Source organism: Sulfurospirillum diekertiae (genome assembly GCF_011769985.2).
Taxonomy (GTDB): domain Bacteria; phylum Campylobacterota; class Campylobacteria; order Campylobacterales; family Sulfurospirillaceae; genus Sulfurospirillum; species Sulfurospirillum diekertiae.
Window position 1 is genome coordinate 2,505,448 of the sequence record NZ_CP039734.2, and the last position, 23,837, is coordinate 2,529,284.

The 23,837-nt window shown below is 41.7% G+C and carries 25 protein-coding genes and 4 tRNA genes; 17 read left to right on the forward strand and 12 right to left on the reverse strand.

Features of this window, described 5'->3' with window-relative positions; genetic code table 11:
- Positions 1-21: 21 nt before the first annotated feature.
- The 3 genes from FA584_RS12885 to mltA all read right to left on the reverse strand — a co-directional run bounded on the left by FA584_RS12885 (position 22) and on the right by mltA (position 3,167).
- Positions 22-1,236, reverse strand: a complete 1,215-nt coding sequence (locus tag FA584_RS12885) for a saccharopine dehydrogenase family protein (RefSeq protein ID WP_167749728.1) — start codon at positions 1,234-1,236, stop codon at positions 22-24.
- 221 nt (positions 1,237-1,457) lie between these two features.
- Positions 1,458-2,048 (reverse strand): RdgB/HAM1 family non-canonical purine NTP pyrophosphatase, encoded by a 591-nt coding sequence (rdgB, locus tag FA584_RS12890; RefSeq protein ID WP_167749729.1) that lies wholly within the window; start codon positions 2,046-2,048, stop codon positions 1,458-1,460.
- Positions 2,049-2,096: 48 nt separating this feature from the next.
- Entirely contained in the window at positions 2,097-3,167 is a 1,071-nt protein-coding gene (gene mltA / locus FA584_RS12895) for a murein transglycosylase A (protein ID WP_167749730.1), read from the reverse strand.
- A 221-nt stretch (positions 3,168-3,388) separates the two neighbouring features.
- Here mltA and FA584_RS12900 point away from each other — a divergent pair, with 221 nt between their 5' ends.
- The 5 genes from FA584_RS12900 (at position 3,389) to FA584_RS12920 (ending at position 7,665) form a co-directional block, all read left to right on the forward strand.
- Positions 3,389-4,705, forward strand: coding sequence for an MFS transporter (locus tag FA584_RS12900; protein WP_167749731.1), 1,317 nt, complete (start codon positions 3,389-3,391; stop codon positions 4,703-4,705).
- Positions 4,706-4,708: 3 nt separating this feature from the next.
- The gene (locus FA584_RS12905; RefSeq protein ID WP_167749732.1) at positions 4,709-5,131 is read left to right on the forward strand and encodes a YqaA family protein; all 423 of its coding nucleotides are present in this window, start codon (positions 4,709-4,711) and stop codon (positions 5,129-5,131) included.
- On the forward strand, positions 5,128-5,394 hold the full coding sequence (locus FA584_RS12910) for a transcriptional antiterminator Rof (protein WP_167749733.1): 267 nt from the start codon (positions 5,128-5,130) through the stop codon (positions 5,392-5,394). Before FA584_RS12905 ends, FA584_RS12910 begins: the two co-directional genes overlap by 4 nt.
- Positions 5,395-5,486: 92 nt before the next feature.
- A complete protein-coding gene (locus FA584_RS12915; protein ID WP_138070113.1) occupies positions 5,487-5,930 on the forward strand; it encodes a hypothetical protein in 444 nt (147 codons plus the stop codon).
- Between the two features lie 307 nt (positions 5,931-6,237).
- Positions 6,238-7,665 carry an SLC13 family permease gene (locus tag FA584_RS12920; protein WP_228448013.1) on the forward strand — a complete coding sequence of 476 codons (1,428 nt, stop codon included), beginning with the start codon at positions 6,238-6,240 and terminating at the stop codon, positions 7,663-7,665.
- A gap of 227 nt (positions 7,666-7,892) precedes the next feature.
- Here the strand turns inward: FA584_RS12920 and FA584_RS12925 are convergent, their stop codons facing one another.
- The 9 genes from FA584_RS12925 to folE all read right to left on the reverse strand — a co-directional run bounded on the left by FA584_RS12925 (position 7,893) and on the right by folE (position 15,396).
- Entirely contained in the window at positions 7,893-8,927 is a 1,035-nt protein-coding gene (locus FA584_RS12925) for an ABC transporter substrate-binding protein (RefSeq protein ID WP_167749734.1), read from the reverse strand.
- A gap of 44 nt (positions 8,928-8,971) precedes the next feature.
- Positions 8,972-9,178: a CPXCG motif-containing cysteine-rich protein gene (locus tag FA584_RS12930; RefSeq protein ID WP_167749735.1), complete on the reverse strand. Its 207-nt coding sequence runs from the start codon at positions 9,176-9,178 to the stop codon at positions 8,972-8,974.
- Positions 9,179-9,267: 89 nt separating this feature from the next.
- Positions 9,268-10,482 carry a molybdopterin molybdotransferase MoeA gene (locus tag FA584_RS12935; RefSeq protein ID WP_167749736.1) on the reverse strand — a complete coding sequence of 405 codons (1,215 nt, stop codon included), beginning with the start codon at positions 10,480-10,482 and terminating at the stop codon, positions 9,268-9,270.
- The gene (locus FA584_RS12940) at positions 10,479-10,925 is read right to left on the reverse strand and encodes a molybdopterin synthase catalytic subunit (RefSeq protein WP_096047563.1); all 447 of its coding nucleotides are present in this window, start codon (positions 10,923-10,925) and stop codon (positions 10,479-10,481) included. The genes FA584_RS12935 and FA584_RS12940 overlap by 4 nt, the downstream gene beginning before the upstream one ends.
- A 3-nt stretch (positions 10,926-10,928) precedes the next feature.
- Entirely contained in the window at positions 10,929-11,150 is a 222-nt protein-coding gene (locus tag FA584_RS12945; protein WP_096047564.1) for a MoaD/ThiS family protein, read from the reverse strand.
- Positions 11,151-11,218: 68 nt separating this feature from the next.
- Positions 11,219-12,208: an iron-sulfur cluster assembly scaffold protein gene (locus tag FA584_RS12950; RefSeq protein ID WP_096047565.1), complete on the reverse strand. Its 990-nt coding sequence runs from the start codon at positions 12,206-12,208 to the stop codon at positions 11,219-11,221.
- Between the two features lie 25 nt (positions 12,209-12,233).
- The gene (locus FA584_RS12955) at positions 12,234-13,424 is read right to left on the reverse strand and encodes a NifS family cysteine desulfurase (protein WP_087439591.1); all 1,191 of its coding nucleotides are present in this window, start codon (positions 13,422-13,424) and stop codon (positions 12,234-12,236) included.
- Positions 13,425-13,516: 92 nt separating this feature from the next.
- Positions 13,517-14,821 (reverse strand): flagellar protein export ATPase FliI, encoded by a 1,305-nt coding sequence (gene fliI, locus FA584_RS12960; RefSeq protein WP_087439592.1) that lies wholly within the window; start codon positions 14,819-14,821, stop codon positions 13,517-13,519.
- Positions 14,821-15,396: a GTP cyclohydrolase I FolE gene (folE, locus tag FA584_RS12965; protein WP_167749737.1), complete on the reverse strand. Its 576-nt coding sequence runs from the start codon at positions 15,394-15,396 to the stop codon at positions 14,821-14,823. Before folE ends, fliI begins: the two co-directional genes overlap by 1 nt.
- A 128-nt stretch (positions 15,397-15,524) precedes the next feature.
- On the opposite strand from folE, the gene tig reads away from it, so the two are divergent.
- From tig to FA584_RS13025, 12 genes are all read left to right on the forward strand, one after another.
- On the forward strand, positions 15,525-16,823 hold the full coding sequence (tig, locus tag FA584_RS12970; protein ID WP_167749738.1) for a trigger factor: 1,299 nt from the start codon (positions 15,525-15,527) through the stop codon (positions 16,821-16,823).
- On the forward strand, positions 16,823-17,413 hold the full coding sequence (clpP, locus tag FA584_RS12975) for an ATP-dependent Clp endopeptidase proteolytic subunit ClpP (RefSeq protein ID WP_096047570.1): 591 nt from the start codon (positions 16,823-16,825) through the stop codon (positions 17,411-17,413). The genes tig and clpP overlap by 1 nt, the downstream gene beginning before the upstream one ends.
- 20 nt (positions 17,414-17,433) lie before the next feature.
- On the forward strand, positions 17,434-18,525 hold the full coding sequence (locus FA584_RS12980) for a GGDEF domain-containing protein (RefSeq protein WP_167749739.1): 1,092 nt from the start codon (positions 17,434-17,436) through the stop codon (positions 18,523-18,525).
- Positions 18,522-19,037, forward strand: coding sequence for a peptide deformylase (gene def / locus FA584_RS12985; protein WP_096047572.1), 516 nt, complete (start codon positions 18,522-18,524; stop codon positions 19,035-19,037). The genes FA584_RS12980 and def overlap by 4 nt, the downstream gene beginning before the upstream one ends.
- A 2-nt stretch (positions 19,038-19,039) precedes the next feature.
- A complete protein-coding gene (locus FA584_RS12990; protein WP_167749740.1) occupies positions 19,040-20,575 on the forward strand; it encodes a YifB family Mg chelatase-like AAA ATPase in 1,536 nt (511 codons plus the stop codon).
- 9 nt (positions 20,576-20,584) lie between these two features.
- A complete protein-coding gene (locus FA584_RS12995; RefSeq protein ID WP_167749741.1) occupies positions 20,585-21,982 on the forward strand; it encodes an NAD(P)H-hydrate dehydratase in 1,398 nt (465 codons plus the stop codon).
- On the forward strand, positions 21,973-22,545 hold the full coding sequence (gene purN, locus FA584_RS13000; protein WP_167749742.1) for a phosphoribosylglycinamide formyltransferase: 573 nt from the start codon (positions 21,973-21,975) through the stop codon (positions 22,543-22,545). The genes FA584_RS12995 and purN overlap by 10 nt, the downstream gene beginning before the upstream one ends.
- Positions 22,546-22,554: 9 nt before the next feature.
- Positions 22,555-23,346, forward strand: coding sequence for a thiazole synthase (locus tag FA584_RS13005; RefSeq protein ID WP_167749743.1), 792 nt, complete (start codon positions 22,555-22,557; stop codon positions 23,344-23,346).
- A gap of 76 nt (positions 23,347-23,422) precedes the next feature.
- A tRNA-Pro gene (locus FA584_RS13010) sits at positions 23,423-23,500 on the forward strand.
- 26 nt (positions 23,501-23,526) lie between these two features.
- Positions 23,527-23,603: transfer RNA gene (locus FA584_RS13015), tRNA-His, on the forward strand.
- A gap of 23 nt (positions 23,604-23,626) precedes the next feature.
- A tRNA-Arg gene (locus FA584_RS13020) sits at positions 23,627-23,703 on the forward strand.
- A gap of 16 nt (positions 23,704-23,719) precedes the next feature.
- A tRNA-Arg gene (locus FA584_RS13025) sits at positions 23,720-23,796 on the forward strand.
- Positions 23,797-23,837: the final 41 nt, after the last annotated feature.

A 23,837-nucleotide genomic window follows, 5' to 3' on the forward strand; every position in this document is an offset into this window, starting at 1 on the left:
TCTTGCAATTATGCAAGAAACTTACTTAACTTCGAACGTTTCCTCAGGTTTCATTTCGATGATTTTCCAAGGAAGCCCTTGAGTGTTCAGTTCATCCATAAAGGGTTTTGCGTCGAATTGTTCCATATTGAAAACACCTTTGCCACTCCATTTTCCTTCCAACATCATCTTTGCCCCGATCATCGCTGGCACACCTGTGGTGTAACTGACCGCTTGAGCACCTGTTTCGCGGTAACATTCTTGATGGTCACACACATTGTAAATGTACACTTTGCGTTTTTGACCATCTTTAAATCCTTCAAAGACACAACCGATGTTCGTAAAGCCAACGGTTCTAGGTCCCAAACTTGCAGGATCGGGAAGCAGTGCTTTTAAGAGTTGGATTGGCACGATTTTCACACCATCGACCTCAACTTCATCAATGCGAAGCATGCCCACGTTTTCCAAGCATTTCATATGGGTGAGGTAGCTTTGACCAAACGTCATAAAGAAACGAATACGTTTTAGCCCTTTGATGTTTTGAACGAGGGATTCTAACTCTTCATGGTAAAGCAAATAACTGTCTTTTGGTCCAACTTCTGGGTAATCCCACACCATCTTCACAGAAACAGGCTCAGTCTCGATCCACTTACCCTCTTCCCAATAACGTCCTTTGGAGCTGACTTCTCTAAGGTTGATCTCGGGGTTAAAGTTCGTTGCAAACGCATACCCATGATCGCCCGCGTTACAATCTAAAATATCGATAGAGTTGATCTCATCAAAGAGATATTGCTGTGCGTAAGCGCAGTAAACATTGGTGACACCTGGGTCAAAACCACTGCCCAAAAGCGCCATAATACCCGCATCTTTAAACGCTTTATCTCTTGCCCATTGCTCTTTGTACTCAAATTTTGCAAGGTCTGGATGCTCATAGTTTGCGGTATCGAGGTAAGGTACTTTGGTTTTAATGCACGCATCCATGATCGTCAAATCTTGATACGGAAGAGCAATGTTCATCACTAAAGCGGGTTTTACTTTTTCGATTAACGCGACCAACGCAGAGACATCATCCGCGTCGATCGCAGCCGTCTCGATGTTTACATGTAAAGACTCTTTGATCTCATTGGCGATTTGATCGCACTTTGATTTCGTACGACTTGCCAAGACAATGTGTGAAAATACCGCACTGTTCATCGCACATTTTTTGGTGACCACACGGCTCACTCCACCCGCACCAATAATTAATACTGTTGCCATTTCTATCCTTTGAGGTTTCATTATGAGGCTTCTTTAATAAGCGCTATGAACCATAGCCATTATCAAAAAAGCCTAGTCTACTTATTTTTCAATACGCTTTTAAAGCAAAGCTCCAAAAGCTACGCTAACGCTAAGTTCACGTAGACACTGAGCCCACGCACTTTCGTGCTTTTCTTTTACAAACAAATGTTGTAAAAGTGTAATCAGTTTTGATTACATTTTTATTTCAAGCTTTTCAGTACGATGTACGCGAGCTCCAACGCACGTGCTCGGTGCGAAAAGGCTTTTTTCACGCTCTCATCCAACTCTCCCAAAGTTTGTTTGTATCCGCAGGGGATAAACATCGGATCATACCCAAAACCGTTGTTTCCACGCGCATCAGCAATCGCTTCGCCGTGCATCCAACCGTGAACGCAAAATTCACCTTTGGCGCAAACAAGCGCAATCGCTGCCGTGTAAAACGCGGGTGTTTTCTCGATACCATTTTCTTTTAGGGTCGCAATCAATTTGGCAAGATTCTCTTTAGCATTGGCATTGATCCCAGCATATCGCGCACTGTAAATCCCAGGAATACCTCCCAGTGCGGGCACGCTAATGCCGCTATCATCGCTTAAAACGATGTCGTTTTTACTCTCCAGTTTTTCATACACGGCGCGTGCTTTAATGAGGGCATTTTCTTTAAAGGTTGAGCCCGTTTCCTCAATCTCAAAAGGAGCCATAATGTCGCTGTACGCGACTACTTCGTAATCGCTGATCCACGATTGAAACTCTTTGACTTTACCCTGATTGGACGTGGCTAAAATAATTCTCAAATGCTGCTCCACAAAACGAAATAAGGTTTTATTCTACCTATTTTTTGTTTAAAACTTCGGTTGCATGATCCACACTTCCAGTGGAGCTTTCAGCTCGCCTGCTATCCATTGTGCCCTCTCGCCATAACCCATAAACATATCCGCACGATTTGGTCCTTTAATGGCGCCTCCCGTGTCTTGGGCAAAGACAAATTTATCGACTTTGTAGTTGGGGGATTCACTCTTGAGCGCTAAAAGAGAGCCTAGAGGAATGTAACTGCGATCTACCGCAACGGAGCGTTCAGGCGTTAAAACCAAGCCTAAACTTCCCGTAGCACGTTGTTCCATTTTGCGAAAGAAAACATAACTTGGGTTGGTATTGAGCAGTGCGTCAATTTGGCTAGGATGCGCCACAAGCCACGCTTTGATGCTCTGCAAAGAGATATCTTCCAGATTGGTAAAAATACCCCGATTGAACATCTCTCGACCGAGTGATTTGTACGGATGCCCATTTGAATCAGCATAGCCTATAAAGACAACTTTACCATCTTCAAATTCAACCCTGCCAGAACCTTGCACTTCCATAAAGAAAAGATCGATTTTATCGTCCACATAACAGAGTACTTCGGCGTTAATTTTATGCTTTTCGATCTCTGCACGGGTATAGTACGGAAGCATTTTGCCTTTCACGGAGCGTCCACGCATTTTTTTGTCGCGTTCTCCCACAATGGCAACCAAATCTTTGGGCTTGGCATACACAGGGTATTTAAACCGTGCGCTTTTTTTCAAACTGCCATGCAATAAAGGCTCATAATACCCTGTCAGCATTGAACGTTGCTCATTGGGCTGAATCTTTTTGAGCTCAAAAGAGTTTTGAAAAAATGCTCTGGCGTCTTTTACATGTAAAGATTGTTCACAGACATTGGGATACGCTTTTTTGCTCAGTGGCGCGGCGCAATTTTGGCGGAAAAGCGAAAGAAGTTCATCAAAATTCTCATGCTCCGCAAGCGCGTTAAAGCGTTCATTTTGGGCTTTCAAAGAGGAGACAAAGGCTTCATCTTGAGGCGTAGGAGCAGATTTTGGAGCACAACCGCTCAACACAAACAGTAGACAGATCAAAAGGGGGAGACTATATCGCATCACAATCCATTACAAGAGCTACCCTTAAAGGTATCTCATCATTTTTTTAACTTGTTGAGCTTGACAAAAGCCATTTTGGGAGTATCAAACGCAATAAATGTATCGAAAAATTATAACATAAAACAACCTTGCTCTAAATTCACCCAAAATTATCTATAGAATTTTCAAAGTTTAACAAGGGTAAAATTGTCTTTAATTAATCTTGAGGAATTTTTGCACCCATGTTTAAAACTATTTTCCCCCTTAGCCTTATCATTTCACTCCGTTTCTTAGGTCTCTTCATCGTCCTACCCGTTCTCTCCGTTTACGCACTTCACTTGGAGGGCTCCAACGAATTTTTAGTGGGCATTACCATTGGTGGGTATGCACTCACACAGATGTTTTTGCAAATTCCTTTTGGGATTTTATCCGATAAAATTGGACGTAAAATCACTATTTTTGTGGGGCTCATTGTTTTTCTAATTGGCTCACTTGTGTGTGCGTATAGTACCACCATCTACGGACTGATGATCGGACGCTTTTTGCAAGGAGCGGCGGCGATTGGTGCTGTTGGAACGGCGATGATCAGTGACATGGTCAAAGAAGAAGTGCGCGGACACGCTATGGCGATTATGGGAGGCTGTATCGCGGCAAGCTTTGCGATTTCCATGATGTTAGGTTCTGTCATTGGTGGTTATTATGGGGTCGATAAACTCTTCTTTATTACCGCCGCCCTTTCCGTTTTTGCGATGATCGTACTCTACACCAAAGTGCCTAACCCACCCAAGATCATTCACAACTACGGTGCCGATGAGACGCAACTGAGACATATTCTCAAAGATAAAGACCTCATGAAGATGAACATCACCAACATGCTTCAAAAGGGAATGATGACGCTTGCATTTATGGTCATTCCTATCATCATGGTACAACAATTTGACTTTGCTAAAAAAGAGCTTTGGATGGTTTATCTGCCTGCGATGCTCTGTGGTGTGCTTGCGATGGGACCTTCTGCCATTTTGGGAGAAAAAAAACATAAAGCCAAAGAGATGCTGATGATTGGTGTAGCACTTTTTGCGATCAGCTACGTCATGATGGGCTACGCGCACAAAGCTCCATGGTTTATCGTGGGTGTAGTTATTTTCTTCATCGGCTTTAATATGCACGAACCGCTCATGCAATCCATGGCAAGCAAATACGCTAAAGTCCATCAAAAAGGTGCAGCCCTTGGCGTGTTTAACACCTTTGGTTACGGTGGAACGTTTGTAGGTGGTGTGTTTGGTGGTTATTTCCTACAACATTTTGGCATTATGGAGATTGCGTGGGTGATCTTTATCATCTGTATTCTTTGGCTCTTTTTGATCGCCAGTCTTAAAAACCCAAGCCACAACAAAAACATTTATTTACCTTATGGCGAATTTGATATTTCACGTGTGGAGCACCTCAAAGGACTTAAAGGCGTTGTGGAGTGGTATCGCAACGAGAGTGAGCACATCTTGGTCGTCAAATACGATGCTAACCTCACCGACAAAGAGACGATTTTAGCGGTCATTTCCTAATCAGTGAGTTATCTCTCTCTTTTTTTAACAAGTTTCGCCTCTGCCACGTTACTACCTGGTGGAAGCGAAGCGCTTTTTCTCTATCTTCTTAGCCTTCATCTAAACCCTTTTTTACTGCTTCTCATCGCAACACTGGGCAATACACTGGGCGCATTTGTTAACTATCTGCTTGGAAAATACGCTACAGACTTCGCCCTTCGCAAAAACTATATGAGCGAAAAACACCTCCAAAAAGCCTCCACTCTTTTTGAAAAATACGGCGCTTGGAGTTTGCTTTTTTCATGGCTTCCCATCATTGGCGATCCACTTACGTTTGTTGCAGGTGTCGTACGTTATGAGTGGTGGAAGTTTATTATCATCGTTGGCTTTGCCAAATTGGCACGGTATATTTTTGTTTATCTTGGATTTTTGGCGGTAACACAATGAACGCACCCATCTCCTGCGAATTTTATGACCAACTTATGGTCGCCATAGAACGTAAAATTCCCTCCACCATTGTCTATCTGGAAAACGAGCAAAGCACCACACTTAAAGGGGTAGTCACAGAATTAATGATGATTGAGTATGAAGAGTTTTTGATGTTAAAAGGTGGAAAAAAGATCAATCTTCAAACAATTTTTTCGTTTAATGGCAAAAGGCATAAAGAGGTTTCGTTTTTACATGTAAAGGGAGATAATTTCACAGAATAATGCCCTATTCGTCAATAATTTACGAATCGTTAACAGAACAGACTTATAATAGATCAAGATAATTTTAAAATATGAATTTTGGAGCTTCAACAATGTTGTACCCTACTAAATCAAAACTAAACAGCCTTTGCATCAGCAAAAGTTTTATGATCACGCTAGGCATATTTTCCCTAATCACTCCATCACTTTTTGGAGCAGGTTATATCTTACCAAGTGGCACAGTTGTATATGACAACACAGCAGACCAAACCATGTACAGAGTCGAAAGAGTTTCACCTATGCCCCCTTCTTCGCACGTTATCGTAGAAGGATCTCCTATGCAGACTACAACGGTTATGGTTGAAGATAGAGTCGTGACCTATGATCGACCTGTTATTATTAGAGAACGAATCATTGACAGAGGTCCTGTTTATGATGTTGTCGATGCGGCAGGTACTGTCCTCTTTTACGGGCTATTATATGATGCCTTAGGACATGGCTTTTACCATTACGGACCTCATCGACATTATGACCGTTTCGATCACTACAGAAGATAAGTCGACTCAAAAGAGCTAAACGTTTAACTGACATCCTTTTCTTTACATGTAAAAATTTTGCCTTCCAAGATTGCGCTTATTTTGAAAAAGCGCAATCTCAAAGTTATTTAGCTCCACTCTTTTTCCTCCTAGAAAAACTGGTCATTTCACACCAAACCTCTGAAAATATAACTTTTTTTTATTCCTCAAATTTAAGGATTCTTATCTTATTCTACTTCAAGAATCAAATTTAATATTTTTAATCTTTACTATAAGTAATTTTTCTATTTCTCTCATCTGACATCTAAAGTGTATACCAGGAGGTTATATGTTTAATACGAAGAAGATGATTTTTATTGTTTTGGCGTTAGTCGCTATGCTCTCCATGATTTATCTCACACCAGAAATGCCGGGACTCAATTTTAAAGGAAAAGTAGCGCTGGGTGTTGGCATCTTTGCTATCATCGTCTGGATTACACAAGCCCTTGATGACGCACAGAGCGGTTTCTTAATCATTGCTTTTTTAGTTTTGTTTGGTGCAGGAAAAATTGGAGAAGCATTGATCGGTTACTCTTCTACGGGCGTTTGGATTGTCGTTTTGGGTATGATTATGGCAGCGTGTATGGGCGATACGGGACTTTCTAAAAGACTCGCTCTCATTATCGTGAGCAAAATCGGAAAATCTGCCATTAATTTGTATTGGGCGATCTCACTTGTGACGCTGATTATGACCTTTTTTATTCCTTCTCTTGCAGCAAAAACTCTTTTGGTTTTGCCGATTATCACCTCGATGGGTTTGGCATTTGGTGCCGAAAAAGGGCAAAGTACCCTCGTAAAAGGGTTAATTTATATTGTCACTATTGCGGGAACGATGTACTGTATGGGCATTATGACCTCTCATGCCGCCAATCCTATCTCCGTCAGTCTTATCAAAAATGCAACAGGCGTTGACGTCAGCTGGATGGAGTGGTTTAAAATCGGTATGCCGCCCGCTTTACTCATGGGTTTAATTGCAACCTATATCATCATTAAGATGTTTCCACCTGATATTGAAGACATATCTGCTGGTCGCGATGTGATGAATCAACAATTAAACGAGATGGGAAAAATGAGTCCAAAAGAGATTTATGCTTTTGTCATTTTCATCGCAACACTTCTTCTGTGGGCGACCGATAAACTGCACGGTCTCAATGCAACCCTTGTTGCTATGCTTGCCGTTGCCGCAATGATCGCTCCCGTTCCTACACAAGTCATGACATGGAAAGAGGCTGAAAAGAAAGTGCCTTGGAATGTTTTTATCGTGTATGGCGCTGGTTTGTCCATGGGTTCCCTGCTCGTTAAAACGGGAGCTGCCGCATGGCTTGCCAGCACGTTTTTTCATCCGTTACTTAGTCTTGATGTCAAACTTCAAGTCGTCATTTTCATCTGGCTGATGCTGGCACTTCAAGTCTTGTTCACAGGGGCAGGTCCTAAAACAACAGCATTGACACCCGTTGTCATCGCTCATGCCATCGCCGTTGCAGCGCTTCCTGCCAATGCGGGCATGCAAGTCACCGCATTTGTTCTCTTGGTTGCCATGAATATGCTCCACCAATACCTACTCCCCGTCTCCAATCTCCCGAACATCATCGGTCTGGCAACGGAAGAGATCACCTCAAGTGAATTAATCAAAGTGGGTGCGATCATGAGCCTCTTTGGTGCGGTTTTTTGTACGATTATGGTTTACACGTATTGGAGTTGGATAGGGCTATTTTGATACGATTAGCTTAAAATTGGGTGTTCCATTAAAGCCCCTATTTAATGGAACACTATAAAGAAATGAAAAAAGTAGATAAAAAACGTTAAGAAGCTTGCATTCTTAACGTTTACATGTAAAAATTTTGAAGGTCATTATTTTTAATTCCAAAACTAACCTACCATTGAATTTTAAGCTCAATAGGCGTTTGATAAAGGATGCAGTCATCAATCGTCTCAATATCTACTTTATTTTTGCGGAGGAATCCCTTTGATAATCATTTTTGCCTCTTCTTTACTTAACGGATAGTCAAAAAAGCGTGTGTAAAAAGCAATGGTTTCTTGTTCGATGTCAAACTCTTTAAATTTTTCAGGATAAAAAATCTGTGCTGCCCATTGCACTTGTAAAATGGCTTCGGCACTGTATCTGTCCCAGAAAAACATCCCTTTTGGGTTGATGTAGACGCGTTTGGATAAGGTTGCGGAAGTATTTTTAAACATCGGATTATTGAGAAAATCACTCGCTTGAACCTCACTAGAGGTGGAACCAATGATGACAATATCGGGATTCCATGCAATGATTTGTTCGGCTGAGACGGTTTTACTGGGGCCTTGAAGTGCACTAGCGACGTTAATGCCTCCCGCTAGTCGTATCCAAGAGTCCATCATGGAACCTGCACCATCCACCACAAACGAGGTGCTAATATTGCTCAGATGCAACACTTTGGGTCTTTGCTGAGCGGGGACATCTTTGAGCCTCTCATCAATCTTCTGCGTGACTTGATCTAAATAGAGCGCATACTGTTCCGCTTTCGCGAATGCGGCTTTGCCCAAAATTTTGCCTGTCAGTAAAACGCACTCTCGTAAGGAAGGAAAATCTACAAGCGAAAGTTCGATAATAGGCACGCCTAAATTTCGAAATACCCCAATATTTTTATTGCCTACAAAGGTGAAAACAACGTCAGGTTTGGCTTTTAACAACTCTTCTATGGAGCTCATCGCAACGGTATTATTACTAAAAACAACGGCCGCTTGGCGCATGTGTGGGTTGATCTTATAGAGCCACGGACACATCTGCTCTGTCACAATGGTTGCTACAATTTTATCGCCAGCTCCGAGCATCGTCACAATCGCATTATGCGCAGGCCATGCATCGGCGATGCGTCCAATGGAATCGGGAATATTCGTATGCGTCGTGTTGGCGTTATCGGTAAATGTTTGTTCTGCAAGAAGAGATGTACAGCTTAACGCGAAAATCATCAGTAGATAAATAAAGTATTTCATAAGGTATCTCCAAATCAAGAGGCTTTACATGTAAAGATTTTAGCTTAAAATTCATTGCCCTCTACACGGTTAATACGAACATCCACAGACTCATCATTTTTGGATGCAATGTAAATTTCGATGGGACGACAGCAGACGTAACAGTCTTCAATATAACTCTCGCCCGTTTCACTACTTGGCTCAATAAAAATGGAAAAACTTTCCCAGCAGTAAGGGCAGGTGATAGTTTTGTCAAAGAGGGTGTTATTCATAAAAACCTTTCAGAACACAGCGGTCATAATTCAATTTCTATCTTTACATGTAAAGATAGAAATGAGGTTTTTTGGGTATTGCCAAACTCTTACAAGTCTAGCAATACAATATCAACCATCTCGCCTTTTTCAATTTTTTGGACATCTTTTTCAACGCGTAAAAGAACGGGATTTTCTAAGAGGTTATTGAGGATGGCACTACTGCCCTCTTTTTTGCCCTCTAAATCAACAACAAGCTGACCCTCAATAAATCGAAGATTGCACGCGGTAAATTCCACAAATTTGGAGCGTTTTTTATAGAGCTCGCCCATGTAAGCTTTAATCGTTGGCAAGGCAAACGTTTGTGCGCGCATTTTACGAAGCAATGGAGCGATGAATAAAAAGGTACAGACCGAAGCACTGTACGGAAAGCCTGGGAGTGCGTAGATATATTTGTGACCTGTTTTAACAACACGTATATGGCGCCCCGGTTTCATGTACGAACCATCGATGATATTTTCGATTTTCATATCGGTGAGAATGCTCTGTAAAAAGTCAAAATCTCCGACACTTCCGCCACCTGTGGTGATCACGATGTCACTCCACATGAGCGCTTGTCTGAGTTGTTGCTCGATCACATCTCGATCATCTCGGATAAGTTTAAAACGCATACACTCACAGCCGAGTTGGCGCAAAATCGCTTCAACCGTAACGTGGTTGGAACTGCGAATTTGAGCACTTGAGACTTTTGGCTCACCGAAGTCCAAGATTTCATTGCCCGTGGAGAGAATGGCGATACGAGGTTTCATAAAGACTTCAACCTGCACCATACCCACTTCTGCCATCACACCAATTTCCGCAAAACCGATCTTCGTGCCTTTTTTGATGAGCACTTCACCCGCTTTATAGTTCTCTCCCACAGGACGAACTGCAAAGCCTTTGGAGACGGCGGAGGTAATGTGAATCTTGCCTTCTTTGACCTCAACATTTTCAATGGGAATCAGCGTATCGCTACCTTCGCTCATCAAGGTGCCCGTAAAAGTTTTAACACATTCACCTTTGTTCACGACACCGTGCGTCTCAGTCCCAGCTGGGATAAAATCGCTAATGATCAACGAACCTAGTTGCTGATCAACAAAGCGAATGGCGTAGCCATCCATCGAAGAAGTTGCATGCGTTGGATTGTTTTCAGGAGCTACAATATCAACGGCAAGAAAACGACCCAACGCGTCACCAATAAAAATATTTTCAATGCCAATTTCGGTTTTTACAGAGTTTTCAAGCGCCTTCAGCGTCTCATCAAAAGGAGGAAATGTATGGCTCATGCGTCCGCCTTTAATAGACCTGATCCACTCAAAATGTGAGATCGCTCTTTGGCATACACACGTTTTCCGTCCACCAAATCATACTTCCAAATGGGAGCGTTGGCTTTAAAATCTTCGACAAAATCATTAATCATTTTGAGGGCTACCTTTCGTTTGGGAGAAACAACAGCGGCAATATAACTTGAAGTATGGTTAGGTACATCACCACGGGAATGTGCCATAAGAAGATACGCATTTTGCGCTTTGGCTTTTTCTTGCCACGCGTTAAACCAGTTATTTAAAATAGGCTCGTAAATATCAAAACTAAGCCCTTCAATGCCATCTTCATCTCTGACAATTCCCACAAAAGGAATGAACGCACCATAGTTTTTATCGCTAATTTTGGCGTACCAATCTGCCAAAATCGTGTTTACATGTAAAGATCCATTGTGAAGTTCTACCATAGATCAACCTCCACAAACAGGAGGGAGAAGTGAGATTTTATCGTTTTTGGAAAGGGGAATATTGAGGTCGCAAACAAGGGTGTCATTGACAGCGACGGCGCAGATAGCAAGCCAATCTTGAAGTTCTTTGTCTTCTTTAAAAAAGGTTTTGAGTTCACTAAGATTTGAGATATCCACCTCAATACTGGGGCGACCAAGGGGTCCTAAAAATTCGACTTTTGCCACATCTTTTCCTTATTACATGTAAGAAATTTCGAAAGATTAGGAGGGGAGGAAAAACTCCTCCCAATCTTTTAGATAGGTAATATTCGTATATTTTTACTTAATTTCTCTTGTAGGACAGCTTCAATCGCAAAAAGCGTGCCTGTAGAGCTACTTGCACAGCCGCTGCAAGCGCCAAGGTATCGGATATACACATCACTCACGCCACCATCACCCTCTTTAATGTCGAGGATTTCAAGGTTACCGCCATCCATAACCAGCATTGGACGAATGTTTTCATCAATGATTGATTCAATCGCTTGGAATTTTTTAACGATGGTCAGATCATCAAAGTCAACGGTATTGCTACCTTCGATTTTGGAGTTAGAGATAGCTAACAAATGGTCATGTTCCATTTCCGCTCTGGTATCTCTTAAAATGTCAACCAAGTAATGTTCTCTTGCCTCATGCCCACCTGGTTTGATACACGATTTACAAAACGCACCTGCTTTGGTGTAGTTGGTAATCTCTTCAACCGTTTTAAGGTCATTAATTTTAATTACTTCTTTAATCGTTCCAAGGCTGACACGTGCACATTCACACACAATGATGTCATCTTCAAAGGAAGCCGCATCAACGCCTTTATACGAAGCTGCTGCTGCTTTAATAACGTCGTATGCCATAACCGAACAGTGCATTTTTTGAGGTGGAACTGCAGGAACATCAGGGGTATCGCGCATTGCATGTTCAACATCAATATTGGTAATTTTAACCGCTTCAGAAACCGTTTTACCGATACAGAGTTCTGCCATAGTGTCAGAACTTGCGATCGCTGTACCACAACCAAAACTTTTAAATTTTGCTGCCTTGATGATTTCGGTTGCTTCATCAACGATCCAGTAAAGTCTTACGGCATCGCCACAACTCTCTGCACCAAAATCAGCAATGATGAGCTTGCCACCCATATTTTTTGCATCTTCTTCGGTCAACTCACCCATATTTTGTGGATGGTTCATCAAATCTTGTACTTTTTGGCTGTATTCCTCCCAGATGGAGCCGCCAATCAAACTATTTTTTGCCATTTTTTTATCCTCTATCGTTATTGAATTATAATTTACTAACGTGCCATGATGGCGCGTATGCATATGTGCTTGAAATAGCACGAAGGCGTGTTACTGCATTGTTTAAAACTTCTATTGTATAGTCTATCTCTTCCTCCGTTGTAAAACGTGAAAGAGAGAGTCTTAATGCCGTATGAGCCAAATCAGCCTCTGCTCCAATAGCTTCCATAACAGGATTAGACTCTAAGGCTTCACTTGCACACGCACTTCCTGTACTAGCAGCAATGCCACTTTTATTTAAATCCCATAACATCGCTTCACCTTCAATACCTTTGACGCTAACCAAAATGGTATTAGGAACTCTTTGCTCTTTAGTACCAATCACTAACGTTTCGGGTATAAGCGCAATAGCATCTTCAAGTTTATCGCGAAGGCGTCGGACATTATTTTTTTCAAAATCAAGGCTTTCAACAGCAAGTTCCATCGCTTTTCCCATGCCTACGATGCTTGGAACATTGAGCGTACCACTACGACGTCCACCCATGTGCTCTCCACCATGAAAGAAAGGAGTCAGTTGTTGTCCCCCTCGAATATAAAGCCCACCAATACCTTTAGGTCCGTGGAATTTATGTGCAGAAAAACTCAGAAAATCAACATTGGCTTTTTTCACATCCACAGGAATTTTACCAACGGCTTGAACAGCATCGGTATGAAAAAGCACACCTCTTTCTTTACAAATCGCACCAATCTCTTCGATAGGGAAAATCATACCGGTTTCATTGTTTGCCCACATAATAGAAACAAGTGCTGTTTTATCAGTAATAGCATTTTTAAGGTCTTCGACGTTGATAACACCATTGGTATCAACAGGTAAATAGGTGACTTTAACACCAAGCGTTTCTAAAAATTTACAGGAAGCGCCCACAGCGGGATGTTCGACTTCGCTGGTAATGATATGGTCTTTATCACCATTCAAAATATAGTCGTTATAGATACTTTTAATCACCCAGTTATTGCTTTCGGTAGCACAGGATGTAACAACAATATCATCGTCATCACTTGCATTAATGCCCGCATAGAGTTGATCCATCGCTTTGCGAAGTGCGGGATGACTCTCACTACCAAATTGGTGCAAAGAATTTGGGTTACCATACATCTGACAAAAATAAGGAACCATCTCTGCAAAAACTTTAGGATCAACTATGGTTGTCGCGTTATTATCTAAATAGACTCTCATTGTCTTCTCTCTCCATTTCTATATAGGATAAAGTTTATCCTAATTAATTTTTGAATACTATTACTTTCTATATTAAAAAATACTAAAGAAATTTAGGCAATGATCTGTTTTAACTCAGCAACCGTTGCTTCAAACTCAAAAACCTCTTCTGGAGCTTGTTGCAAAAAGCCATTCATTTTCTCTTTTTTATTAATTGCCATATCTAACTCTTTATCGTTCCCTTTTTCGTATGCACCGATGCGAATGAGAACTTCGTTCTCTTTTAAAATGGAATTGAGCCGTTTAAAACGCATTGCTGCTTTTTTATGCTCGCCATCAATGACATCACCCATAACCCTTGATGCACTGTTTTGAATGCTAATCGGCGGGTAGATACCATAATCTGTCAATTCGCGACTGAGCACAATATGCCCATCCAAAATACTTCTGGATTGATCCGCAATCGGATCACTGAGGTCATCACCCTCAACCAATACGGTAAAGAACGCTGTAATCGAACCTTTCCCCTCTTCTTTTCCCGCTCGCTCCATGAGTTGCGGCAAAAGTGCCAAAACAGATGGTGGATAGCCTTTAGACGTTGGAGGTTCGCCTAAAGCAAGACCAATTTCACGCTGTGCCATCGCAAACCGTGTCACAGAATCCATCATAAACAAAACATCTCTGCCTTGATTTTTGAAATACTCGGCAATGCTCATCGCACTAAACGCACCGTATTTTCGCATCAAAGGAGAATCATCACTGGTGGCAACAACGATTACGGTATTTTCAAGATTGCCCCCCAAGTTTTTTTCAATAAACTCAGGAACCTCACGTCCACGTTCCCCTATGAGTGCCACCACTTTAATTGAGGCTTCCGCACCACGAACGATCATACCCATGAGTGTGGACTTACCCACACCACTTCCTGCAAAAATACCCATTTTCTGACCCTTGCCACACGTCAAAAGACCATCAATGGTTTTCACCCCCACACGAAACGGCTCATTAATTAACCCTCTTTTCATAGGATCCAATGGAGCTTTCATAATAGGTGCCATAGACTTTGCACCTATTGTTCCTTTGCCATCTTTTGGGCGAATAAAAGGGTCAACCACGCGTCCAAGCAACTCTTCTCCTACGGGGATCATCATGCCTTGCTCGCTAATAAACACTTTATCGCCTGTTTTAAACCCTTCAATAAAACCAAAAGGTGAGATAAAAAAGGAGTTTCGATCGACTTCAGTGACCATTCCAAGCTCACTTTTTTTACCATCTAAGGAGGCAATTTTAACAATGTCACCAATACTCGGTCTAAGTCCACACGCCTCAATGGTCGTGGAGCTAATTTTGGTGATCGTGCCAAACATGGGAGAGAGGCTTTTGCCGTGAAGTTTTTCTTTAAGGCGAGCTAATGGCATTAGTAACGATTAGCCTGTGGTGCGTTGATAATATCAAAAAACTCTTTTCTCGTGTCTGCTTTAAGAAAGAGTCCACGAAGTGCGGAGGTTGTAGTGTTGGAGTGTGTTTTTTCAACGCCTCGCATCTCCATACACATATGGCGCGCTTGAATAACGACACCTACCCCTTTGGGAGCAATCACATCATCGATCGCTTTAGCAATTTGTTCGGTCAGTTGTTCTTGAATTTGAAGACGGCGTGCAAAAATATCCACCATACGAGGAATTTTAGAAAGTCCAACAACTTTTCCATCGGGAATGTAGGCAACATGAGCTCGTCCAATAATCGGTAAAAGGTGATGTTCACACATCGAATAAAACTCTATATCTTTAATCAATACCATTTGATTATTGTCGCTCTTAAAAAGTGCTTCGCCGAGAACTTCATTTGGGCTTTGGGCATAGCCTTGCGTCATATATTCATACGCTTTAAACACACGCTCTGGTGTTTTTAAAAGCCCTTCGCGATGGGTATTTTCCCCAATAATTTCAAGCATCGTTTTGACGGCTTGTTCAAACTCTTCTCTTCGTTGCATTTTGATTCACTTCTGTTAAAATTAAGACGAGATATTTTATCTCCATTTTGCTTTTTAATGGATAAAAAGCGACTTAAAAGCAAATTTTTGCTATATTTGAGCAAAATTTTATATCGAAAAGGGATTTTATGCAAATTAAAGTTAACCGTACAAATAGTGCTAATGCTGCAGTTGAGGCAACCATTTCACCCGCGCTATTACAAAAAAAAGAAGAAAAGATGATTGCATCTGCGGCTTCAAATATGAAAGTTGATGGTTTTAGAAAAGGAAAAGTTCCTGCACATATCGTTAAAGCACGCTACGGCAAACAACTCAAAGAAGATGCACAAACAGAAGCACTGAGAGAGCTTTTCACTAAAGCATTGACTGAGCTTGACATCAAAGCTGACCTTGTCGTTGGCGAGCCAAGTTTCTCAAAATTTGAAGAGAAAGATGGCGGGCTAGAGCTTGTTATGAAACTTTCATTTAAACCAACGATTGTTGTTGAAGGATACAAAGAGTGTGTGCCTGAGTACAAAACTCCAAAAGTAACCAAAAAAGAGATTAGTGAGCGATTGGATAAAACATTAGCTCTTGTTGCAGAGCTTAAAACGGTCGAAGAAAAACGTGCTGTTAAATCAGGTGATTTTGTTGTGATTGATTTTGAAGGCTTTATCGATGGCGTCGCATTTGAAGGTGGCAAAGCAGAAGGATATACACTTGAAATTGGAAGTGGTTCATTTATCCCTGGTTTTGAAGATGGCATTATCGGACTCAAAGTCAGCAGTAAAAGCAAAGATATCGAAGTAACATTCCCAGAAACATATGGCAATAAAGACCTTGCAGGAAAACCAACGGTATTTAAAGTCACCGTTAAAGAGATTAAAGTTAAAGATATTCCGGAAACTCCAAATGAAGAGATGATCAAAAAATTGCTTCCAGGTGTTGAAAATCCAACACTTGAAACACTAGAAGGTCAAATCGAAGATGAAATCCGCAATGAGAAATTAGCAAAACTTTTCAATGAAGATGTTAAACCTAAGTTTGTTGAAAATGTTTTAGAGAAAATCACATTCGACCTTCCTGAGAATATTGTTGATCAAGAGATTGACCTACAAATGAGAAGCGTTTTTAGTAAACTCAGTGAAGATGAAATTAAAGAATATTCTACTAACCCAGAAAAAATTAAAGAAAAAAGAGAAGAGTTTAGAGCAGAGTCAGAAAAAAGTGTTAAACTCACTTTCATTGTTGATGAGTTAGCAAAGCAAGAAAGTATCAATGTGAGTGATCAAGAAGTGCTTCAAATGATCTACTTTGAAGCAATGCAACAAGGTGCAAATCCAAAAGAATACTTAGAATATTATGAGAAACAAGGTGTTCTTCCAGCGATTAAAATGTCTATTATTGAAGAGAGACTCTTCACAAAGCTTTTTACAAAAGGTAAATAATGAGCTACTATGTTCCTGTCGTTATAGAAAAAACGGGTCGCGGTGAGAGAAGTTACGATATTTACTCTCGCCTTTTAAAAGATCGTATTATTATGCTCAGCGGTGAGATCAATGATGTTGTTGCTTCTTCAATCGTAGCTCAACTTTTGTTCCTTGAAGCAGAAGACCCTGAAAAAGATATCTATCTTTATATCAACTCCCCAGGTGGCGTTATTACGAGCGGTTTTAGCATCTATGACACGATGAATTATGTCAGACCAGACATTAGCACGATTTGTATTGGTCAAGCAGCATCCATGGGAGCGTTTTTACTCAGTTCTGGAGCTAAAGGTAAGCGTTATGCGCTTCCTAATGCACGTATTATGATTCACCAACCACTGGGGGGTGCTCAAGGGCAGGCAACAGATATTGAAATTCAGGCTAAAGAGATTTTAAGAATGAAACAAGTCTTGAATGAAATTTTGGCAAAAAACTGTTCACAAAAACTCCCTAAAATCATTAAAGATACAGAGAGAGACTTTTTCATGAGCGCTGGTGAGTCATGTGAATACGGTTTGATTGATAAAGTATTGGATAAAAGTTTTAAATAACCTATCAAAGAAGGCAAGCAATGGTTCGTTTTAATAAAGAAAAAGGGAAAACAGGGGTTTATAGTATCGATGCGAAAGATGATGTCGTCGAACCATCCCCACCTCCATCACCTCTCAAAGAGCCTATTGTAACGCAAGCTTCCAATGTTGAGCTTGAAAAATTTGCCGCGTTAGTTTTAAAGGTGTTGGGAGATGAAAGTATCCCTCCAACACCTACTAATTTTCAGATCTATTTCGACAAGCTTTTAGAAAGTAAACCTGCGGCCTTTAAGAAACGTATTAATGACTTTTTGGAATTAGAAAGTACCAATAATGATGAAAATCATGCACGCATTGAACGAGAAGTCAAAGAGGGATTTTCGCAAATTAAGAACATTATGCAAGTCGTCTCAACTGTCTATCGAAACCTTAACGTTATGCAAGAGATCATTAAGAAAAGAGCTTCACAGCTGGAGTCCAATGCTAATCCGCTTTCCATTCAAAATATCATCTCTTCGTTGAGTGAAGACCTTAATAAAATGTTTGGTTTAACCACCAAACAAATTGATCTTTTAAAAGATTATTATCAAAAAACAACAACTATTTTGCAAGAAGTTGATAACCAATCTATTTTTGACGTGAAGTATGGCGTTTATAATAGACGCTATCTTCTAAAAACACTTCAAGATGAAATTAAGTTGATTAAAAATTATGCCCATTCGAGTTCTTTAGTGCTTGCGCGTGTTAAAGAGAGCTCATTGGAAAAAGTCATTAACAAAAAAGATAAAGATACTGTTGTACGCAATATCGCAAAGTTACTGCTCAAAACATCTCGAAGAAGTGATATTGTTGCTCATTTTGGCGATGGAATTTTTGCAATGATCTTAAAACATACAGACATTATTGGTGCTAAAAAAGCATGCGATCGTATCAGTGAGTTGGTGTATCAAACTAGCTTTTTTGTAGGGACAGGAGAGGTAGAGACCGATATTGAACTCTCCATTGTTGCGCTCGACACAGATCATAATGCCGAAGAATTTATTGCTGCAACCCTTGAAGAGTTACCACATACAGGAAAAAGGCTCGTCCCTTATATTGTGTGTGTGCCATCTATTCCAAGCGAGGAACAATGATTTTAGATGTATTAGTTTATCCCAATAAGCTTTTACGAGAGTCTTCAAAAGACGTCGTACACTTTGATGCACAACTCCATACGCTTTTAGATGACATGTATGACACGATGGTCATTAAAGAAGGTATTGGACTTGCTGCTATTCAAGTCGCTGTACCACTGAACGTATTGGTGATTAATCTTGTTGATGAAGAAGGTGTGCAAAAAAGAGAAAATCTCTATGAAATTATCAACCCTGTCATCCTTGAAAAAGATGGTAGTACGATTTACCAAGAAGGTTGTTTGAGTGTGCCTGGTTACTACGATGAAATTGAACGTGCGGAGCATATCAAAATAGCCTATTATGATCGCAATGGTACTAGGTGCGAAGCAGAATTTACAGATCTTATGGCTATTGCTGTTCAGCATGAGATGGATCACCTCAAAGGTCGCCTTTTTATCGAAAAGCTCTCTTACTTAAAACGTAAAAAATTTGACAAAGAGTGGAAAAAAAAGCAAAAAGCAGGTAAATAACAGTGGAAGAAGCAGTTGCTCTATCCAAAGTTAAACATGCAAAATGTGCAACATTATACGGCAATAAAGCCCATGAAGTCGATGTAGAATCAACTTTGGTGCGGGCACTTCCTGGATTTAATATTGTTGGACTTACCGATATTTCTATCCAAGAGTCACGTGAACGCATCAAATCAGCTCTTGCAAGCATCGATTTTCAATTTCCTGCTCAAAAGATTACCATTAATCTCTCACCATCCGATCTTAAAAAAGAGGGAAGCCATTTTGATTTGGTAACGGCTCTGCTGATTGCCATTCAAAAAGAACGCTTTACATGTAAAGATTTTTTCATCTTTGGCGAGCTAGGGCTTGATGGTAAAATCAAAAAAACTAACTCCATATTCCCTATTATTCTCTCCTTGGCGGCGCATACACCCGATCTTCGAGTTCTCGTTCCTAGTGAGCTATTGCGCAAAGTGCAACAAATTCCCAATATTGAGGCTTTTGGGGTTGAAACACTGAAAGAAGCACTACTTTTTTTTAAAGAAAAACGCTTTGAAACAGAAGCGCCAATGCCCCACCAAAGTTTTTGTGAAAATCACTTAGACATTGATACCAAACGCTATTTTTACGCTACACAGTTTCCCCTTGATTTTAGCGACGTCTTAGGTCAACACCGCGCCAAACGTGCGATGGTAATCGCTGCTGCTGGCATGCACAACCTTTTGATGGAAGGAAGCCCAGGGTGTGGCAAAAGTATGAGCATCAAACGCCTTCGCTATATTTTGCCTCCTCAAAGCATTGAAGAAATTTTGGAATCAAACGCCTATCAATCACTCCAAGAAGAGGATGTTGAACTCAGCCCTCTGCGCCCTTTTAGAGCGCCTCACCACACCTCTTCACGCCCATCTATCTTTGGCGGAGGTAGTTCTCAAAGCCGTGCAGGTGAAATTGCCCTCGCTCACAATGGCGTCTTATTTTTTGACGAGTTTCCCAACTTTTCCAAGACCGTTTTAGAAAGCCTGAGAGAACCTTTAGAAGATCATCGAGTCCTCATCTCACGGGTTAATACCAAAGTGAGTTACGCAACCAAATTTCTCTTTGCTGCTGCTCAAAATCCTTGCCCATGTGGGAATCTTTTCAGCCAAACGCATGAGTGCCGTTGCTCTGAAATCGAGATCAGTCGCTATAAAAACCGTATTTCTGAGCCCATAATGGATCGCATTGATCTTTATATTCAGATGAGCGAAGAGAGTTCAAAAGAGCAAGGTCTTAGTTCGCACGAGATGTTTAATCAGGTCTTACAAGCCTTTGTCATGCAAAAAAAACGTGGACAAAATGAGCTTAATGGTAAATTGGATGAGTCCAATACCATGCGTTTTTGTACCCTCGAAGCCAAAGCCAGTGAGAGTTTAGAGATGGCGCAAAATCGCTTGGGGCTGAGTCAGAGAAGCATTCACAAAGTGCTTCGCATTGCGCGCTCCATCGCCGATTTGGCGCAGAGTGAGTTGATCTTGCAAGAGCATCTTTTAGAAGCTCTGAGCTTCCGTAAGCGTTAGGAGAAACCGATGCAGTACGTCTATGAAGAGACCGCTAGTCTAGATGAGCGTTGTTACACAACCTTTGGTTTAACCCCTGAAATTTTAATGGAGCATGCAGGATCTGCGCTCGCTCGCGCTGTGAAAAAAAAGCTTACATGTAAAAAAAGTGCACTCTTTATCTGCGGCATGGGAAATAACGGAGCCGATGGCATTGTCGCCGCACGTTTGCTTCATGGTGCGTACAATATCAGTATTTATCTCCCCTTTGAACTCAAATCTGCCCTTGCCAAACGCCAACTTGAACGCGCTAAAAAAGTGGGCGTTGTTATTGTAGACGAACTCATAAATGCCGACATTTACGTCGATGCACTCTTCGGCGCAGGACTCAATCGTCCTTTGGATACGTTTACATGTAAACTGCTTGAAACGCTCAATACGCGAAAAGGCTACAAGATTGCCTGCGATATTCCCAGCGGTATTTTGAGTAATTTAACACTTAGTTCTGTGATCTTTCAAGCCAATGAAACCATCACAATGGGTGCCTTGAAACTAGGGCTTTTAAACGATAATGTTAAAGATGCCGTAGGCGATATCAAAGTCGCCAAGCTTGGTGTTTCCCGCAGTCAATATGAAACGCTAAGTCCTCTCTTTCTGCTTCGTAAAAGCGATCTTAAACTGCCGATTCGTGTCAAAAAAAATGCCAATAAAGGCACCTTTGGACATGCTGCGATTGTGCAAGGTTCTAAAGAGGGAGCGGCACGACTTGCAGGCATGGGAGCATTTCATTTTGGTGCTGGACTGGTAACGCTCATAGGTGAAAAACCTAAGAAATTGCCTCTTTATCTGATGAACAGTGAAACACTGCCCAAAAATGCCAATGTGATCGTTGCCGGCATGGGGCTTGAGATGCCTTTTGATGAAATAGCACTTAAAACACTTTTGCTCTCCAATGATTTACCGCTGGTTATCGATGCCTCATTGTCGCATCATCCACTGATCGTGGAGATTATTGCCTCCCAAAAGCCCGTCGTCTTGACACCGCATCCTAAAGAGTTTAGCGCGATTTTAGAGCTTACATGTAAAGAGCACATCAGCGTTGAAATGATCCAAGCTAACCGCTTTGAGCATGCCAAACGCTTCAGCCTTGCTTTTCCTCACGTCGTTCTTGTCCTCAAAGGTGCTAACACCATCATCGCGCACAATGGCGAGCTTTTCATCAACACTTATGGCACACAAGCGTTAGCCAAAGGTGGAAGTGGTGATGTTATGTCTGGCATGATAGGTGCTCTCATCGCACAAGGCTATTCGCCTAAAGATGCGGCTATTAACGGCTCACTCGCGCATGCCCTCGTCTCCAGAGCGTTTACATGTAATAATTTTGCACTCACGCCCGTAGATATTTGTAAAGGTCTTAAATGGTTATAAAGAAAATTGCTATTTTATTTAGTGGAGAAGGGAGTAATTTGGAAAAATTACTTGCCTCACTTCACAACCAAGTTTTTGAACACTGTAAAATTGAAGTGGCTACCACCATTTGTAACCGCCCTAACGCCGCAGGAATTGAAAAATCGCGTGCCTATGGTATAGAACCTCTCATCCTCGATCATACCCGCTATGAGAGCCGTGAGGCCTTTGATGAAGCCCTGGTAAAAGCTATCCACAAAAGCGGTGCTGAACTAACCGTACTAGCAGGTTTCATGCGTTTTCTCACTCCGTATTTTACAGCACATGTTAAAGCGATCAATTTACATCCCTCACTCCTTCCCCTTTTTAAGGGAGGCAATGCTATAAAAGAGAGCTTTGATTCACCCATGAAGGTCGCTGGCATCAGCGTTCACTACGTCAGCGAAGAACTTGATGGCGGTGAGATCATCGCACAACGCTGTTTTGAGAAAGTTGAAGGTATGAATTTGGAAGCATTCGAAGCCAAAATCCACGCTTTAGAACACGATCTTCTTCCCGAAACCGTGAAAAAATTACTCAATTAGGAACTAAAAATGAATGATATCCTCAAAGTAGGCAATATTGAATTTGCAAGCCGTTTGATCGTCGGAAGCGGTAAATACCCTGACTTTCAAACGACGAAAGATGCAACGCTCGCGAGTGGCTCAAAACTCATCACCGTGGCGGTACGTCGTGTCAACATCACCAATCCAAACGAAGAAAATCTCATGGATTACTTCAAAGGCACGGATATTAAGCTACTTCCAAACTCTGCTGGATGTACCACCGCCGAAGATGCTATCACGCTTTTTCGTATGGTTCGAGAAGCGACAGGACTTGATCTTATCAAACTCGAAGTCATCGGCGATACGGCCAAAACACTCTATCCAGATGTGATGGAAACCCTTAAAGCCTGCGAAGTCCTCGCCAAAGATGGCTTTACCATCATGACGTACACTAACGATGATCCGATCATGGCAAAACGACTCGAAAATGCGGGAAGTGCTGCTGTCATGCCTTTGGCGTCACCTATTGGCAGTGGTCTTGGTATCCAAAACCGCTACAATGTTCTTTTCATCAAAGAAGCGGTTAAAATCCCCGTGATTGTTGATGCAGGCATTGGCTGTGCGAGTGACGCAGCCATTGCAATGGAAATAGGAGCCGATGGCGTACTGACCAATACCGCCATTGCACAAGCTAAAAACCCTATTTTAATGGCGGAAGCCATGAAACACGCCGTACTTGCGGGACGTGCTAGCTTCCTTGCTGGACGCATTGCCAAGAAGCCTTTTGCAACCGCTAGCTCACCGACGGAGGGACTGATCGAGTTTTCCAACAAAGCCTAAAAACTTTTCCTTGACAAAAGGCTGGATTTTGGCTAGAATTTCAGCCTTAAAAAGACCAATAGGTTTTTTTAAATGTCGGGGCGTAGCGCAGTCTGGTCAGCGCACCTGGTTTGGGACCAGGGGGTCGAAGGTTCGAATCCTTTCGCCCCGACCACTTATTTCTCAGAATTAAATTAGATGGTGAGTGTAGCTCAGTCGGTTAGAGCATCAGGTTGTGGTTCTGAGGGTCGTGGGTTCGATCCCCATCACTCACCCCATTGTTTTGTGTGGCGCGGTTTATGCGCTCGTAGCTCAATTGGATAGAGCAACGGACTTCGGATCCGTAGGTTGTAGGTTCGACTCCTTTCGAGCGCACCACCTAAACCGAGAAGATGCGCTCTTAGCTCAGCTGGATAGAGCAACGCCCTTCTAAGGCGTAGGTCACACGTTCGAATCGTGTAGGGCGTACCACCCTTTTAAGACGAAGCTTTTGCTTCGCAAAATTTATTACT

Coding starts and splice junctions, on each gene's coding strand:
- tig (WP_167749738.1), top strand. CDS start 15,525: ATGCAAATTAAAGTTAACCGTACAAATAGTGCTAATGCTGCAGTTGAG.
- FA584_RS12980 (WP_167749739.1), top strand. CDS start 17,434: ATGGTTCGTTTTAATAAAGAAAAAGGGAAAACAGGGGTTTATAGTATC.
- purN (WP_167749742.1), top strand. CDS start 21,973: ATGGTTATAAAGAAAATTGCTATTTTATTTAGTGGAGAAGGGAGTAAT.
- FA584_RS12935 (WP_167749736.1), bottom strand. CDS start 10,482: ATGAGCCATACATTTCCTCCTTTTGATGAGACGCTGAAGGCGCTTGAA.
- FA584_RS12915 (WP_138070113.1), top strand. CDS start 5,487: ATGTTGTACCCTACTAAATCAAAACTAAACAGCCTTTGCATCAGCAAA.
- FA584_RS13005 (WP_167749743.1), top strand. CDS start 22,555: ATGAATGATATCCTCAAAGTAGGCAATATTGAATTTGCAAGCCGTTTG.
- FA584_RS12925 (WP_167749734.1), bottom strand. CDS start 8,927: ATGAAATACTTTATTTATCTACTGATGATTTTCGCGTTAAGCTGTACA.
- FA584_RS12910 (WP_167749733.1), top strand. CDS start 5,128: ATGAACGCACCCATCTCCTGCGAATTTTATGACCAACTTATGGTCGCC.
- FA584_RS12995 (WP_167749741.1), top strand. CDS start 20,585: ATGCAGTACGTCTATGAAGAGACCGCTAGTCTAGATGAGCGTTGTTAC.
- FA584_RS12885 (WP_167749728.1), bottom strand. CDS start 1,236: ATGGCAACAGTATTAATTATTGGTGCGGGTGGAGTGAGCCGTGTGGTC.
- FA584_RS12950 (WP_096047565.1), bottom strand. CDS start 12,208: ATGGCAAAAAATAGTTTGATTGGCGGCTCCATCTGGGAGGAATACAGC.
- def (WP_096047572.1), top strand. CDS start 18,522: ATGATTTTAGATGTATTAGTTTATCCCAATAAGCTTTTACGAGAGTCT.
- FA584_RS12955 (WP_087439591.1), bottom strand. CDS start 13,424: ATGAGAGTCTATTTAGATAATAACGCGACAACCATAGTTGATCCTAAA.
- fliI (WP_087439592.1), bottom strand. CDS start 14,821: ATGCCATTAGCTCGCCTTAAAGAAAAACTTCACGGCAAAAGCCTCTCT.
- FA584_RS12920 (WP_228448013.1), top strand. CDS start 6,238: ATGTTTAATACGAAGAAGATGATTTTTATTGTTTTGGCGTTAGTCGCT.
- FA584_RS12940 (WP_096047563.1), bottom strand. CDS start 10,925: ATGGTAGAACTTCACAATGGATCTTTACATGTAAACACGATTTTGGCA.
- folE (WP_167749737.1), bottom strand. CDS start 15,396: ATGCAACGAAGAGAAGAGTTTGAACAAGCCGTCAAAACGATGCTTGAA.
- mltA (WP_167749730.1), bottom strand. CDS start 3,167: ATGCGATATAGTCTCCCCCTTTTGATCTGTCTACTGTTTGTGTTGAGC.
- FA584_RS12930 (WP_167749735.1), bottom strand. CDS start 9,178: ATGAATAACACCCTCTTTGACAAAACTATCACCTGCCCTTACTGCTGG.
- clpP (WP_096047570.1), top strand. CDS start 16,823: ATGAGCTACTATGTTCCTGTCGTTATAGAAAAAACGGGTCGCGGTGAG.
- FA584_RS12900 (WP_167749731.1), top strand. CDS start 3,389: ATGTTTAAAACTATTTTCCCCCTTAGCCTTATCATTTCACTCCGTTTC.